This is a genomic window from Streptomyces sp. Y309, assembly GCF_056712025.1.
Genome location: NZ_CM160048.1, coordinates 6,388,413 through 6,402,337 on the forward strand (window position 1 = coordinate 6,388,413; position 13,925 = coordinate 6,402,337).

General features: G+C 74.3%; 12 protein-coding genes. 5 read left to right on the top strand and 7 right to left on the bottom strand.

Annotated elements, in window-relative coordinates; genetic code table 11:
* The first annotated feature begins 94 nt into the window (after positions 1-94).
* The 5 genes from AC0KTA_RS26325 (at position 95) to AC0KTA_RS26345 (ending at position 7,219) form a co-directional block, all read left to right on the top strand.
* Positions 95-1,552, top strand: a complete 1,458-nt coding sequence (locus tag AC0KTA_RS26325; RefSeq protein ID WP_481050689.1) for a benzaldehyde dehydrogenase — start codon at positions 95-97, stop codon at positions 1,550-1,552.
* A 155-nt stretch (positions 1,553-1,707) separates the two neighbouring features.
* Positions 1,708-2,283 (top strand): NADPH-dependent FMN reductase, encoded by a 576-nt coding sequence (locus tag AC0KTA_RS26330; RefSeq protein WP_481050690.1) that lies wholly within the window; start codon positions 1,708-1,710, stop codon positions 2,281-2,283.
* A gap of 371 nt (positions 2,284-2,654) precedes the next feature.
* Positions 2,655-3,482 (top strand): hypothetical protein, encoded by an 828-nt coding sequence (locus AC0KTA_RS26335; protein WP_481050691.1) that lies wholly within the window; start codon positions 2,655-2,657, stop codon positions 3,480-3,482.
* 88 nt (positions 3,483-3,570) lie between these two features.
* The gene (locus AC0KTA_RS26340) at positions 3,571-6,231 is read left to right on the top strand and encodes a serine/threonine-protein kinase (RefSeq protein WP_481050692.1); all 2,661 of its coding nucleotides are present in this window, start codon (positions 3,571-3,573) and stop codon (positions 6,229-6,231) included.
* Between the two features lie 136 nt (positions 6,232-6,367).
* Positions 6,368-7,219 carry an FHA domain-containing protein gene (locus AC0KTA_RS26345; RefSeq protein WP_481050693.1) on the top strand — a complete coding sequence of 284 codons (852 nt, stop codon included), beginning with the start codon at positions 6,368-6,370 and terminating at the stop codon, positions 7,217-7,219.
* On the opposite strand, the gene AC0KTA_RS26350 is transcribed toward AC0KTA_RS26345, so the two are convergent.
* From AC0KTA_RS26350 to AC0KTA_RS26380, 7 genes are all read right to left on the bottom strand, one after another.
* A complete protein-coding gene (locus tag AC0KTA_RS26350) occupies positions 7,216-8,121 on the bottom strand; it encodes an NsdA family TPR-like regulatory protein (protein WP_481050694.1) in 906 nt (301 codons plus the stop codon). The genes AC0KTA_RS26345 and AC0KTA_RS26350 overlap by 4 nt on opposite strands.
* Positions 8,122-8,369: 248 nt before the next feature.
* A complete protein-coding gene (locus tag AC0KTA_RS26355; protein ID WP_481050695.1) occupies positions 8,370-9,452 on the bottom strand; it encodes a pyridoxal-phosphate dependent enzyme in 1,083 nt (360 codons plus the stop codon).
* Positions 9,373-10,437, bottom strand: coding sequence for a GHMP family kinase ATP-binding protein (locus tag AC0KTA_RS26360; RefSeq protein ID WP_481050696.1), 1,065 nt, complete (start codon positions 10,435-10,437; stop codon positions 9,373-9,375). Before AC0KTA_RS26360 ends, AC0KTA_RS26355 begins: the two co-directional genes overlap by 80 nt.
* On the bottom strand, positions 10,434-11,255 hold the full coding sequence (locus tag AC0KTA_RS26365) for a Rossmann-like domain-containing protein (RefSeq protein WP_481050697.1): 822 nt from the start codon (positions 11,253-11,255) through the stop codon (positions 10,434-10,436). The genes AC0KTA_RS26360 and AC0KTA_RS26365 overlap by 4 nt, the downstream gene beginning before the upstream one ends.
* A complete protein-coding gene (locus tag AC0KTA_RS26370; protein ID WP_481050698.1) occupies positions 11,252-11,995 on the bottom strand; it encodes a class I SAM-dependent methyltransferase in 744 nt (247 codons plus the stop codon). Before AC0KTA_RS26370 ends, AC0KTA_RS26365 begins: the two co-directional genes overlap by 4 nt.
* The gene (locus AC0KTA_RS26375; protein ID WP_481050699.1) at positions 11,995-12,828 is read right to left on the bottom strand and encodes an ABC transporter ATP-binding protein; all 834 of its coding nucleotides are present in this window, start codon (positions 12,826-12,828) and stop codon (positions 11,995-11,997) included. The genes AC0KTA_RS26370 and AC0KTA_RS26375 overlap by 1 nt, the downstream gene beginning before the upstream one ends.
* On the bottom strand, positions 12,825-13,919 hold the full coding sequence (locus AC0KTA_RS26380) for a FecCD family ABC transporter permease (RefSeq protein WP_481056564.1): 1,095 nt from the start codon (positions 13,917-13,919) through the stop codon (positions 12,825-12,827). The genes AC0KTA_RS26375 and AC0KTA_RS26380 overlap by 4 nt, the downstream gene beginning before the upstream one ends.
* Positions 13,920-13,925: the final 6 nt, after the last annotated feature.

Consider the following 13,925-nt stretch of genomic DNA (forward strand, 5'->3'; position numbering starts at 1 on the left):
GGCCCCTCGACCGGCCCATCCGAAGTTGCACGCGTCCGCCCTGAAGTTGCATGCGTCCGCCCTGCGGCGGCGGAGCAAGAAATCCGAGGAACCCATGTCTCTGTTCGACCCTGCTCTGTGGTCCGGAAAGATCAACATCGACGGCTGGCAGGACGCCTCCGGCGGCAAGTCGGCCGTCATCAACCCGTCGACCGGCGAACCCCTGGCGTACACAGGATCCGCCGGCGCGAGCGACATCGCCCGCGCCGCGTCCCGCGCCGCCGAGGTCCAGCGCGCGTGGGCCGCCACCCCGCACACCGAGCGCGCCGCCATACTGCGGCGGGCCGGTGAACTGTTCGCCGCCCACGCACCGGAGATCCAGGACTGGCTGATCCGCGAGAGCGGCAGCACGCGGGCCCGGGCCGTCTTCGAGACGGACCAGGCCGAGCAGGAGTGTTACGAGGCGGCCGTGTTGTGCTCACACCCGATCGGGCAGGTCATGCCCTCCGCCGAGCCGCGGCTGAGCATGACCCGCCGGGTGCCCGCCGGAGTCGTCGGCGTCATCTCGCCGTTCAACGTGCCGCTGATCCTGGCGATCCGGTCCGTCGCTCCGGCCCTGGCGCTCGGCAACACCGTGGTCCTCAAGCCGGACCCGCGCACCGCGGTGAGCGGCGGCGTCACCATCATGCGGATCTTCGAGGAAGCGGGCCTGCCGCCGGGCGTGCTCACCCTGGTCCCCGGCGGCGGCGAAGCCGGTGCCGCGCTGGTCGATGACCCGCACGTGCGCGTCATCTCCTTCACCGGATCCACCGGGGCCGGCCGCAAGGTCGGCGAGGCGGCGGCCCGCGGCGTCAAGCGCGCCCACCTCGAACTGGGCGGCAACAACCCGATGATCGTGCTCCCCGACGCCGACCTGGACCGCGCCGTGTCCACGGTCGCCTGGGGCTCCTTCTTCAACCAGGGCCAGGTCTGCATGGCCACCGGACGCATCCTGGTCCACGCCGACATCGCCGAGGAGTTCACCGCGCGTCTGGCCGCGAAGGCCGAGCAGCTCACCGTCGGCGACCCCGCCACCTCCGACGTCGACCTCGGCCCCGTCATCAACACCCGTCAGCGTGACACCATCCACGCCCAGGTCACCGCCAGCATCGCCGCCGGCGCCCGGCTGCTGGCCGGCGGCACCTACGACGACCTCTTCTACCGCCCCACCGTCCTCGTCGATGTCCCCGACGACGCGCCTGCCTACGCGGAGGAGGTCTTCGGCCCCGTCGTGCCCGTCCGTACGTTCGCCACCCTGGACGAGGCCGCGCGGCTGGCCGCCGACGACGCGTACGGCCTCTCGCTCGGCATCCTCACGCGCGATGTCATGGCCGGCCTGGAGCTGGCCGAGCGCATCCCGAGCGGTCTGGTGCACATCAACGACCAGACCATCAACGATGACGCCCTCATCCCCTTCGGCGGCGTCGGCTGGTCCGGCACCGGCGCCCGCTTCGGCGGCGAGGCCAACATCGACGCCTTCACCGAGACCCGCTGGATCACCGTCCGCGGTTCCCAGCCGGTCTACCCGATCTGACACAGCCCACGTCGGCCCGAGCGCGTCACCCGCTGCCCCGCGGGCGTACGCCGCCATGGCCGCCGTGCCCCGGCCGGCCCGGCACCGCACCTGGTGCCGGGCCGGCCCGCCCGCTCTCCAGCCCCGACCCCGCATCTCCCGAAGGGCCATCCGCGATGTCCGACCTGACCTTCCTCGCCCTCTCCGGCAGCCTGCGCAGCTCCTCCCACAACACCGGCCTGCTGCGCGCCGTGCAGAAGCTCGCCCCGCACGGCGTCACCATCGATCTCTACGAGGGGCTGGGAAGGCTTCCCTTCTTCAATGAGGACCTCGAGGACGGCCCCGAACCCGCCGCCGTCGCCGACCTTCGCCGACGCGTGCGGGAGGCCGACGGCGTCATCATCGCCACCCCCGAGTACAACTCCGCCGTCCCCGGCGTGCTGATGAACGCCCTCGACTGGCTCTCGCGCCCCACCGGCCGGCACGCCCTGCGCCACAAGCCCGTCGCCGTCCTCGGCGCCTCACCCTCCCAATTCGGCACCGCCCGCGGCCAGTTGGTCCTGCGGCAGATCCTGCACCGCATCCAGGTCCCGGTCGTGGCCCACCCGGAGGTCACCGTCTTCCACTCCCACCGGCGCTTCGACGCCGACGGCGCCTTCAGCGGTGACAGCATCACCGAGGGCCTGCTGCACGACCTGCTGGCCGAACTGGCCGCCCTGGCCGAGCTCCACTCCCCGGCCCATGCCGTCTGACACCGCCCTGCCGACGGCTCGCCCCGGCCGGGGCCGTTGACCTTCTTGATGCGGTCGCGGTGGTCGTAGGTGCAGGTCACCTTCGTGCCGCGACCGGCGGTGGTGTGGATGCGCCCGGCCTTGTCGTAGGTATAGGAGGTGGCGCCCATCGGTTTGGCTCGACGTGAGGAACACGCAGTGCCGCGACAGGACTCTGTGGCCCGGGGCAGCCTTTTTGGTGTGAAACTGCTGGGCGCGCACGTCCCGCGCCCTGGTTCTGCCGTGGCCTCTCCGCCCTTCCGGGACCCCTCCCGTGCCGCTCCCCCTAACTTGCCGTCCGCGAGTGAGTGGTTCGAGGCGAGGGGCGAGGGCGAGGTCGGCAGGTGGGAGCCATGGTGGACGACGGGCGTATCGGGGACGGGTTTGCCGATGACGGGCGGGGTGCGGGGGATGAGGCGCCGGGGGGCGGGGTCGGTGTGCGCTATCCCGAGTATCGGGCCGAGGCGGGGGCGCGGGGGCTTGGGCTGCCGGGGCTCGGGCTGGTGGGGATCGCTGCCGGGCTTGCGCAGTTGGCGCGGGCCGGGGCGCCGCTGTGGGTGCTCCTGGGGGTGCCGGTGCTGCTCGTGGTGCTGTACGCACTGATGCGGGTCGCCTTCCGGCGCACTGCCACCCTCACCGGGCCGGACGGCATCGAGGCGCGGGGGGCGTTCGGCGGGCGCACCGTCGCGTGGCGGGACGTGCAGGCCATCGAGGTCGAGGCCAACCCGGCCGCCATCGCCGACGCCGGCGTCGTGCCGGAGTTCGTCTTCCTCTACGACCGCCACGGCCGCCGCACCCTCCTGCCGCACCTCAACAGCCGCAACCTCTTCGCGCTGCACGAGGACGTACGCGAGCTGCGCGCCCTGTGGGAGCGGCGGCGGGGTGCCGAGTGGGCGGCGCTGCCGGAGACCGCCGCTCGGATCGCGCGGGCGCGGCGCTCCACCGACCGGCACAGCGCCTGGATGCGGGGCATCCTGGCCGGGATGGGCGCCATGGTCGTCACCGTTGTTGCCTTTGTTGCGCTCTTGCTCAGCGGTGCGCTCGACGACCTCGACGGGCCCGCCGAAGCCCTCCTGTCGCCCGTGCTGATCATGGTGGTGCCGGGGGTGGTCTGCGCCGCCGTCGTCGCCGTGGCCGAGGTGCGTCGCCGGAGAGGGGGGCGGGGCGCGAACATCCCGTGAAGGACCTGTGGCGCGCCCGGCGCACCCAGTAGGTTCGGATCCGCTCGGCAGGCAGCGGGTTCCGGACCATGGGTGAGGGGGAGTCGGCGTGCGCCTGGGCACTACCGTCGGTGGGCGCTACCGGTTGGTGCGAGGTCCCCTGCGCGGGGGCATGGGCGAGGTGTGGCTGGCCCGCGATCTGCGGTTGCCGCGCGATGTCGTACTCAAGCGGATGCACACCGCCGACGAGCGCGGCGCCGCCGTCGGCCGCCTCGAGTCCGAGGCCCGCGCGCTCGCCCGATTCAGCCATCCGCACGTCGTCACCCTGCACGACGTTCTGACGGTGACGGCGGCTGCCGGTGCCGCTGGTGTCGACGGCGCTGCTGGTGCCGTCGGGGCCGCGCGGCCGGCGTTCTGGCTCGTCATGGAGTACGTCTCCGGGGGCAGCCTCGACCGGCGGCCGCCCCTGAGCCCGGCGCGCGCCGCCCGCGTCGGCACCCAGATCGCCGACGCCCTGGCCGCCCTGCACGCCCAAGGCATCGTGCACGGCGACGTGAAGCCCGCCAACGTCGTCGTCACGCCCGAAGGCCTCGCCAAGCTCGCGGACTTCGGCGCCGCGTACCGCTACGGCGGCCGGCAGACCATCACCCCGCCCGGCATGGTCGGCTACACCCCCGACTACGCCGCCCCCGAAGTCGTCCGCGGCCACCCCGAACCCGCGTCGGACGTCTTCTCCCTCGCCGCCCTGCTGTACGACGTCGTCACCGGCCGCCCGCCGCGCCCGCACGCCGGGCGGGGCATCGACCCGTACGTCGCGGAACGCCAGGCCGCACGCGGCGAGGTCGCCCTCGACGGCGACGTCGGTCCGCTCACGGAGATCCTGCCCGCCATGCTCGACCCCGTCCCGGCCAACCGTCCGGACGCGGCGGAGGCGCGGCTGCTCCTGGCAGAGTGCGCCGGGAGCCAGGAACCGTTGCCCGCGCGGGAGTTCGGGGTCGGGGCGCTTGAGTTCGGGGCGGGGGTCGGCGAGGGGCCGGAGGCTGTTCGGGGTGGGGCGGAGAACCCGGTGGGTCCGGTGGGTTCGGCGGGTCCGGTCGCCGGTGACGAGCTCGCCACCACGCAGGAAATGGTCGCGTCCACACGGGAGTTACCCGAGGCCGAGTGGGATGGTCGGGGCGGTGGGGCGGGTGTCGGTCCGGATGCGGGCCCGGATGCTGGTGTGGGAGAAGGTAGCGGTGGTCGTGGCGCGGGTGTTGGCAGCGCCAGCGGCGGCCGTGGCAGTAGGGACGGCAACGACGTACGCGCGGGCGGACATGCAGGCGCGGGGATCGGCGGCGGTGGCGGCAGCCCTGATGCGGGCGCAGACGCGGGTGCGGGTGCGGGCACCGGCCGCGGCAGCGGTCGCCCTGCGGCCGGGACTCGTGCAGCCGCAGGCGGTGGCGCGGGTGCAGACACGGGAGTGGCTGCGGGCAGCGGTCGCCCAGCGGCCGGGGCTCCCCCAGCCGCAGGCGGCGCCCCGGGCGAACGCGCAGGCGGCGCCTCGGGCGAATGCGCAGGTGGCGACCCCGGCGAACGCGCAGGCGGCGACCCCGGCGTACGCGCAGGCGCTGACTCAGGCGTACGCGCAGGCGGCGCCCCGGGCGAACGCGCAGACGGCGACCCCGGCGTACGCGCAAGCGGCGACCCCGGCGCACGCGCAAGCGGCGACCCAGCCATACGCGTCGGCGGCGACGCAGGCACCCACGCGCTCGGCCGCCGCGTAGGCCGGATTCTCCAACGCCGGGCCCGCCTCGCGGCCGTGGTCGCAGGAGCCGCCGTCCTCGTACTCGCCGCCGCCCTCCTCGTCCCCCGGCTCGCCTCGGACGACGAAGGCGACGGGAAGCCGGACCACGGCAAGGTGGGCGGGACCGCCGCGTCGGGTGGGGGCGCCCGGTCCGTCGTCGGCGACCACCGCACCGCCGAGCCCTGCGCCCTCGCCGACCCCGCCGCGCTCAAGCGCTTCGGTGAGGCCGAACTCGACCGGGACTACGGCAACTTCGACCGGTGCGACGTCCTCGTGGACACCGGCGACGACGAACCCGTCGACGTCGAGGTGCACTTCGACACCGGCGGCGGCTCCGACCTGCCCGTGCCGCAGCGCACCGAGGGCATCGTCCGCGTGGTCGAGGAGGCCGAGGACAGCGACGCCTGCGTGCGGACGCTGCTGCCCGCCGGGGACCCGGACGTGAACATCTCCGTCGTCGCGAAGCAGGACGAGGGCACCGCGCCGCTCTGCCCGATGGCCGACGCCGCCGCGGTCAAGGCCGTCGACGTACTCAACGAGGGCCGCATCGCCCGCCGTTCACCCGCGCCCGACGCATCCCTCGTGCACGAGGACGCCTGCGGACTCCTCGGACCGAAGGACCTCGAAGCCGTGCCCGGCGTCGACGCCGACGACCCCGACGTGGCCTTCGGCGGCTGGGACTGCAAGTGGGCCAGCACCACCGGCGACCTGTGGCTGGAGGTCCGCTTCGACCGCGGGCAGCCGCCGACCGCCGACGACGGCACCCTCACCCGCGTCGGCGGCCGCCGCGCCGTCGTGCAGCCGGACGCGGAGGGCCCGCGGACCTGCCTCGTCCGCGTCGTCCACCGCACGTACACCGACCTCGGCGGCCACGACGCCGTCGAGACGGTGAACGTCACCGTCGGCGGCGACCCGTCCGAGAACCGGCTGCGCCGCCTCGCCACCGCCTTCGCGGGCGCGGCGGTGGCTGAACTCCGCGCCGACTAGCCCCTGTCGGCCGACGGCCGACGGTCGTCGGGAGGGGTCCCGGACCGGCGGCGCACACTGGCGGGGAGGGTGCGGGGACGGCGGGGGAGCGCACGCACCCTGGGCACCAAGAGCGCGGCCGACGAGGAGACCGACCATGAACAGCCAGGCCAGCAACAGCCAGGCACGGCAGGCCAGTCTCGCGCGCGGTGTCGCGCCCGCCCGGCCCGGCACCTTGCATGCCCGTTCGGTGACCGGTGCCGTCAAAGTGCCCCCGCGCCCGGGCCGTACCGTACGGTTCGGGCGCGGGGACACGCCTGAGGTCGACCTGGGTGTCGGCGAGCACGACCTGATGGTGAGCCGGCAGCACGGCGAACTGACGTACCGCGAGCGGCAGTGGTGGCTGCGCAACACCGGCCGGCAGCTCGTCCGGCTGCCGCGCGGCCGGATGATGCACGCGAGCACCGAGCCGGTGCCGCTCGCCACCGGCTACACCCCGCTGTTCGTCCGCGGCTCCGGCTACCGGGAGCACCTCGTCGAGCTGTACGTCACCGGCCACGACGACCAGGGCCTCGTGTCCCGCCGCGGCGCGGACACCGTGCCGCCGAAACGGTGGTCGCTCGACGACGACGAACGGCTGCTGCTCGTCGTCCTCGGCCAGGAGTACCTGCTGTACGAGGAGGGGCCGCGCCCCCTGACGTACAGCAGGGCCGCGCAGCAGCTCGCCTATCTGCGGCCCGACGGGAACTGGAGCGAGCGCCGGATCGAGTATCGCGTCGAGGCCGTGCGGCACCGGCTGCACGACAGCGGCTTCCCGCACCCGCTGCTGCACGACAAGTCCGTCGGCCGTCCCTCCGACAACAGCCTCCTGCACAACCTGCTGCGGGGCCTGGTGGAGTCGACGACGCTCGTCCCGCCGGACCTGTGCCTGATGGACGACGACTTGGACGAAGACGGTACGGGGGAGGATGAGGTCCCGGCCCAGGTCTCGGCCCAGGGTTCGATCTAGGGGTCCGACCCAGGGGCCGGTGCCAGTGAGCCCAGTGAGTCCAGTGACTCCAGGAGGAACATCGCCGCGTCCCGTACGGACGCCGGGGCGGCGCGGCCGGGTCCGTGCAGCAGCCGGAGCGCGGTGTCCCGCAGGCTCTCGGTGGTACGCGCCGAGCCGATGTCCGCGGTGCGCGGGGCGAGGCCCGCGATGAGCTGCTCCGCGTCGGCCCACGCCCCGGCACCGGTCAGGGCGGCCAGGAGGTGGGCCGTGAACAGGTGGCGGTAGGACGGGCCGTGGGCCGTGGTGGCGCGGCGCAGCAGCGGGACGGCGCGGTCGAAGTCCCGCAGGCGGGCGGCGACCCAGCCCCGGTGGCCCACCAGTTCCCGCTCGTCGATCCACCAGGCCCACGCCGGGTCGCGCCGTGAGACGCCGTCCAGGAACAGGCTCCCGGCGCGGGCCATGAGGTCCGCCGGCTCGCGCCGGGCCCCCAGCATCGCCGTCGCGTGGGCCTCGCGGATCAGTACGAGGGCCGCCACGCGCGGCGGCAGCGGGCGGGGGCCCCGCGCGCGGGCGGCGGCAGCGAGGGCTGCTCGGGGGCGGCCGGTGTGGGCCAGGAGCATGCTGTCGTTGAGCAGCGTGAGACGGGCCGTCCAGCGGTCGCCGCAGAGCTCGGCGAGGGCGAGCGCGCGGGCGTTCATCCGGTGGGCGGCCCCGTGGAACCCCGCGTCGAAGAGCACCCACCCGATCACCTCGCACAACTCCGCGAGCGCGGCGAGCCGGTCGCTGCCCGCGTCCGCGAGGGAGGCGGGGTCGGCCGTGACCTCCGGGACCTGACGTACGACCGCCCGCGCGAGAGGGACGGCGGCGGCCCCGCCGTCGGCGGAGTCCAGGGAGACGAGACGCCGCGTGAGCCCGAGCACGAAGCCAATCCCGACACACTCACGCCACGCCCCACCCACGCCCGCCTCCCCACCTCGTCCCCACAAACCATGACCCGGCCGACCCTAAGCAGGCCGGGCGAAGCCGCTGCGGTTCGGCAGCGCCCTGAAGGGGCGCGGGGAACTGCGCGACCAGCCACGACGGGCCCGCAGACGGTCGACGGCCCATCGCGGCCCCGCGGCGGAGCCGCACATTGAGCACAGCCAGCGGAGAGCTTAGGCCGCGCCCCTCAGGCAGCCCGATCCCGGCCGGGCTCCGGCGTCCGTGGCGTCTCCGCCTGGGCGGGCGCCTCCGCCCCGCCCCACTCCATCCGCGCCCACGGCAACGCCAGTTCCTCCACGGACGACACCGTGCGGGGTGCGAGGTCGGCCAGGTCGGCGGCCTCCGTGTGGCGGGCGAAGACCGTGTCGACGTACCGGTGGCCGGTGTCGGCGGCGATGAACACCGTGGTGCCGCCGGGGGCCTTGGCGTGTTCCCAGCGGGCCGCCGCGTAGCTCGCGCCCGTGGACAGGCCCGCGAAGACGGCGTGCCGGCGCAGCAGGTCGACGCTCCCGGCGAGGGCGGTGTCGAAGGACAGCCAGTGCACGGCGTCGTACGCGGTGTGCGACACGTTGGCGAACGGGATCGAGCTGCCGATCCCGGCGATGATGATCTCCGGGTCGGCCACGTGCTCGCTGCCGAACGTGACGCTGCCGAAGGGCTGCACGCCGACGAGCCGCACCGGCCCCGCCCCGCCCGCGCCATCCCCGGCGCCCCCGCCGTCCTCGCGGAGATAGCGCGCCAGGGCGCCCGTCGACGCGCCCGAGCCCACCCCGCCGACCAGCGTGAGCGGCGAGCCGTCGGCGGGGACCGTCGCGCGGACGCGCTCGGCGATCGCGCGGTAGCCGAGGTAGTGGACGTCGTCGTGGTACTGCCGCATCCAGTGGTATTCGGGGTGCGCGCGCAGGATCTCGTGCACGCGGGCGACCCGCCGCTTCTGGTCCAGCTTCAGGTCGGCGCTCGGCGGCATCTGTTCCAAATGGGCGCCCAGGACGGCGAGTTGGGTGCGCAGGGTGTGGTCGACGGTGGTGGAGCCGATGATGTGGCAGCGCATGCCGTAGCGGTGGCAGGCCAGCGCGAGGGCGTAGGCGTAGATGCCGCTTGAGCTGTCCAGGAGGGTGTCGCCGCGCCGGACCTTGCCGGTGTCGAGCAGATGGCGGACCGCCGCGAGCGCCGAGACCACCTTCATGGTCTCAAAGCGCAGGCAGATGAGCCGGTCGTCGACGCGTATCAGGTCGGGGCGGCCGATCGCTTCCGCGATGTGCTCGTCCATGCAGGGGCTCCTCGCTGGTGGGTGAACTGGTGCTGGGGGAGGGCGGATGGGGTCGGTCGGGCGGGCCGGCGCCGTGCGGGTTCGTCGCGAAGGTGTACGTGACGGGGATGCCGGCCGCCGTCAGCGCCTGGGAGCAGCGGCGCAGCCGCCCGCGCAGGTCCGGCGCCGCAGGGTCGAACAACAGCCCCGCCACATTGCCGCTGTGCGCGACCTGCACCCCCACCGCGCCGACCCGGCCCGCGATGGCCGTGAGCTCCCCGAACTCCTCGTGCGGCAGCACGCGTTGGCTGCGCCGGGCGCTCTCGGTCGCGACGTGGCCGAGCAGCACCGGGTCGGCGGTGGCGACGGCGCTCCGCAGCACGTCCCGCAGCCGCTCGTAGGCGCGTACGTCCTCGTCGTCGTACCCGTGGGCCGGGAGGGCCAGCGTGTCGACGGGCCGCCCGCCGCCGAGCGCGCAGCCGACGACGACCGCGGGCGGCAGCGCGGCCCCGAGCTCCTCCAGGACCCGGCCCTCGCGCTGGGCGAAGAGGAGCGGGCGGCCGTCCAGCATCAGCGGGTCCGACGCCCGCTCGGCGCGCACCGCGAGCCGCGCGACGGCCTCGGGCGCCAGGCGCACGCCGAACGCGTCGGCGACGGCCCGCACCGCCGCGATCACGTCGCTGCTCGACGAGCCCATGCCGAGGCCCACCGGGATGTCGCCGGTCAGCCTCAACTCGCCGCCGCACAAAGGTTCCTGGCAGCGCATGGCGCACTCGGCCATCGCGTACGTGGCGGCGCGCAGCGCCTTGGTGCGGTCGGCGGGGACCACCGTGACGTCCTCGGCGCCCGGGCGGCGTACGAACTCCGCCCGGGTGCCGAGTCCGGCGAGCGGCAGCGTGACCAGGCCCGCGCGGCGCCGCCCGCGTTCGTCGAGGAAGACGCCCTGGAGGATCTCGCCGTGGTGGCACGCCGCGTGCCCGGTGCCGGTGGCCTCCTCGGCGCTCACGCCCCGCCCTTCGTGTCCGGCGCCCCCCGGTACCGGTACAGGGCCGTCGGCTCGGCGCTGAACTGCGAGAACGGGAACGGCTCCGCGGACAGCGCGGTCACCCCCGCGCCCAGGAACGCCCGCGCCACCGCGCTGCCGGACTGGGCGTACACGATCAGCGGCACCCCGCGCTCGCGGCAGCGGGCGAGGATCGTGTCGAAGGTGCCGTTGCTGAGCGTCATGCCGGTGGCGACGACGGCGTCGGCGGCGTCGAGCACCTCGTGCATGTCGGTGCTGACGGGGTCGCCCCACTGGGTCGTGCGCAGGTTGAAGTCGCAGGGCAGCGGGTCGCCGCCGCGCTCGCGGATGGCGGCGACGAGCGGGTTGACGACGCCGATCAGCGCGACCTTGGCGCCGCGCTCGATGTCGAGGAGGCCCGCGATCGCCGCGTCCCGCGCCACCGCGCGCACTTCCGGCGGTCCCGCGGGCAGCGTCACGGCCTCGGCGTCCGCCGCCTCGCGGTGCGGCCGCACGGCCGCCAAGTAGGCGTCCAGGGCAGCCATCTGGAGCGGCCGGGGGGCCTCGCGCAGCAGGGTGGCGAGGGGGCTGCCGGACGCGTCCTTGCATATCGCGGGGTCGATCTCGCCCGCCTCGAAGGCGCAGCCGCCGAAGGAGCCGCCGACGCGGGTGAGGACGTACTGGTTGAGGTAGGTGACGTCGCCGCCCGCGAGACGGGTGCCGTGGTGGATCCAGAACACGCTGGTGGCCGTCAACTCGGACGGGTCCGGCCCGAGTTCACCGGAGAGGGCGGCGGTCAGAAGTTCGTCGACGTTCTTCACGAAAGGTCTCCACGGGTGAGCTGGAACTTGAAGAGGAAGGTGAGCACGCCGTCGCGCCAGTCGCGGACGTACTCGACGCTCGGCGTGAAGCCCCGGTCCTGCGCGTCCTGCACGATCGTGCGCAGGTCCGCGGTGTTCGAGACGATCACGTACACCGCGCCGTCGAGCGCGAGCAGCTCCCGCTCGGCGAGCTGCGCGAAGAACCGCGCGAGCAGCGGCGCGCCGACGCAGGTGTTGCGTACGACGTCGGGGTCGTCGCTCACGGTCTGGCTGACCGCGGGCGGGTTGAAGGTGACGACGTCGAGCCGCGTCCCGTCGGGCACCCCGGCGAAGAGGTCGCCGGCGGCGGGCAGGAACGCGGTGCCGTCGCGCTCGCCGACGAGCCGGGCGTAGTGCCGGGCGGCGGTGGCGACGCTCTCGGCGTGCACGTCCATCGCGTAGATCTCGCGGGCGCCGCGCGCCCCGGCGGCGACGGCTTCGACGCCGAGCCCGGCGCCCATCGCGCCGTAGCGCAGCCCGCGGGTCTCGATGCGGCCGTCGAGCAGCCGCTCGTGGATCAGCCGGCTGGTCCAGCCGGGCAGGAAGACGCCGGGCGGCACGTCGAAGGTCCAGCCGTTCCACTCGTACGTACGCGTGGTGTGCAGGTCGGCCTTCGGCTGGTTGAGGGCGATGATGCGGTCGGCGGGCAGCGGCGGCGGCAGTTGCCGCAGCAGGTCGGGGCCGGTGGCCGTGGTGTCCATCAAGTGTCCTTCTCTGTACGGGGACGGTCTGTACGGGGCCGGTCGGTACCGGGACGCGGGGGTGCGGGAGCGGCGACGCCGCGGTAGGTGACCGTGAGGTTGCCGAGGGCGTCCGGGCCCGTCTCCGCGTCCACCTCGAAGACCTCGGCGAGCAGCGGGGGCGTCAGGACGTCCTTGGGCGCGCCGTCGGCGACGAGGCGGCCGCCGTGCATCAGGAGCAGCCGGTCGCAGTAGCGGGCGGCGAGCGACAGGTCGTGCAGCGCCACCAGGACGGTCTGGTCGGTGCCCGCGAGCAGGCCTAGGAGCTCCAACTGGTGCTTCACGTCGAGGTGGTTGGTCGGCTCGTCGAGCAGGATCGCGTACGGCTGCTGGGCCAGGGCCCGCGCGATGTGGGCGCGCTGGCGCTCACCGCCCGACAGCGCCTTCCAGGGGCGTTCGCGCAGTTCGGTGAGGCCGAGCCGGACAAGGGCAGTGTCCACGACGGCCCGGTCGTCCGCGCCGAGGCCGCGCCACCGGTCGCCGAACGGCGTCCGGCCGAGCCCCACCACGTCGGCGACCCGCAGATCGCTGTCGGTGTCGGCGGCCTGCTCCACGAACGCGATGTGCCGGGCGACACGGCGCCTGCTCCACTGCCGGATCGGCTCCCGGTCGTACGCGACGGCGCCCGTCGTCGGCGCCCGCAGCCCCGCGAGGCAGCGCAGCAGCGAGGACTTGCCGGAGCCGTTGGGGCCGATGAGGCCCACGGTCTCGCCCGGCGCGACGTCCAGGTTCACGTCGGCGACGATGCGCTTGCCCGCGACGGACCAGCCGAGCCCTTCGGCGGTGATTCTCACAGCTCACCCCGCTTGCGAAGCACCAGCAGGAACAGCGGCACACCGAGCAGCGCGGTGAACACCCCGACGGGCACCTCCTGCGGCGCGAACGCGACCCGCGCGAGCGCGTCCGTCCACACCAGGAACACCGCGCCGGCAAGGGCCGACAGCGGAAGCAGCAGCCGGTGCAGCGGCCCGACGAGGAACCGCACGCCGTGCGGCACGATCAGGCCGACGAACCCGATGGCGCCCACGGACGCCACCGCCACCGCCGTCATCAGCGACGTCACCACCAGCAGCACCCACCGCGTCGTACGGACATCCACACCGAGCGACGACGCCGTGTCCGCGCCGAACGAGAACCCGTCCAGGGCAGCCGAGTTGAGCCACAGCACGAGCAGGCCCGCCGCCGTCACCGCGGCCGTCACCGCCGTCGTGTCCCAGCGCGCCGGGGCCATCGACCCGAGCAGCCACTGCGTGATCGCCCGGATCGCCTCCGAGTCGCCGGACGCCATCAGGACGAGCGAGGTCAGCGCCGTGAAGAGCTGCGAGACGACCACGCCGGTCAGCACCACCCGGACCGAGTCCAGGCCGCCCTTCCTGAGCAGCAGCATCAGCAGCCCGAACGACACCATCGCGCCCACGAACGCGCCGCCCGTCACCCCGAGCGAGGCCGACCCGACGCCGAGCACGACGACCGTGACCGCGCCCGTCGACGCCCCCGAGGAGATCCCGAGCAGATAGGGATCCGCCAGCGCGTTCCTCGTGATCGCCTGAAGTGCCGCGCCGCACACCGCGAGCGAGGCACCCACAAGGGCAGCCATCAGCACGCGCGGCACCCGCAGCTCCCAGATCAGCGAGTCCACGAGCCGCGGCAACGGCTCGACGTCCAGGCCGAGATGGAAACCGGCGGTGCGCGCCACGTCGGCGTACGAGACATCGGTGGTGCCGATGCGTACGGACGCGGCGACGGACAGCACGAGAGCGACACCGCCGAGCAGGAAGAGCCCGGCCGTCGAGAGCCGGGAGCGGCGCCCCGCGGCCGGGACGGCGCCGGACACCGCCTTCCCGGCCGAAACGCTGCCCCGGGCAGACGGATGCAGCAGATCCACCTCGCC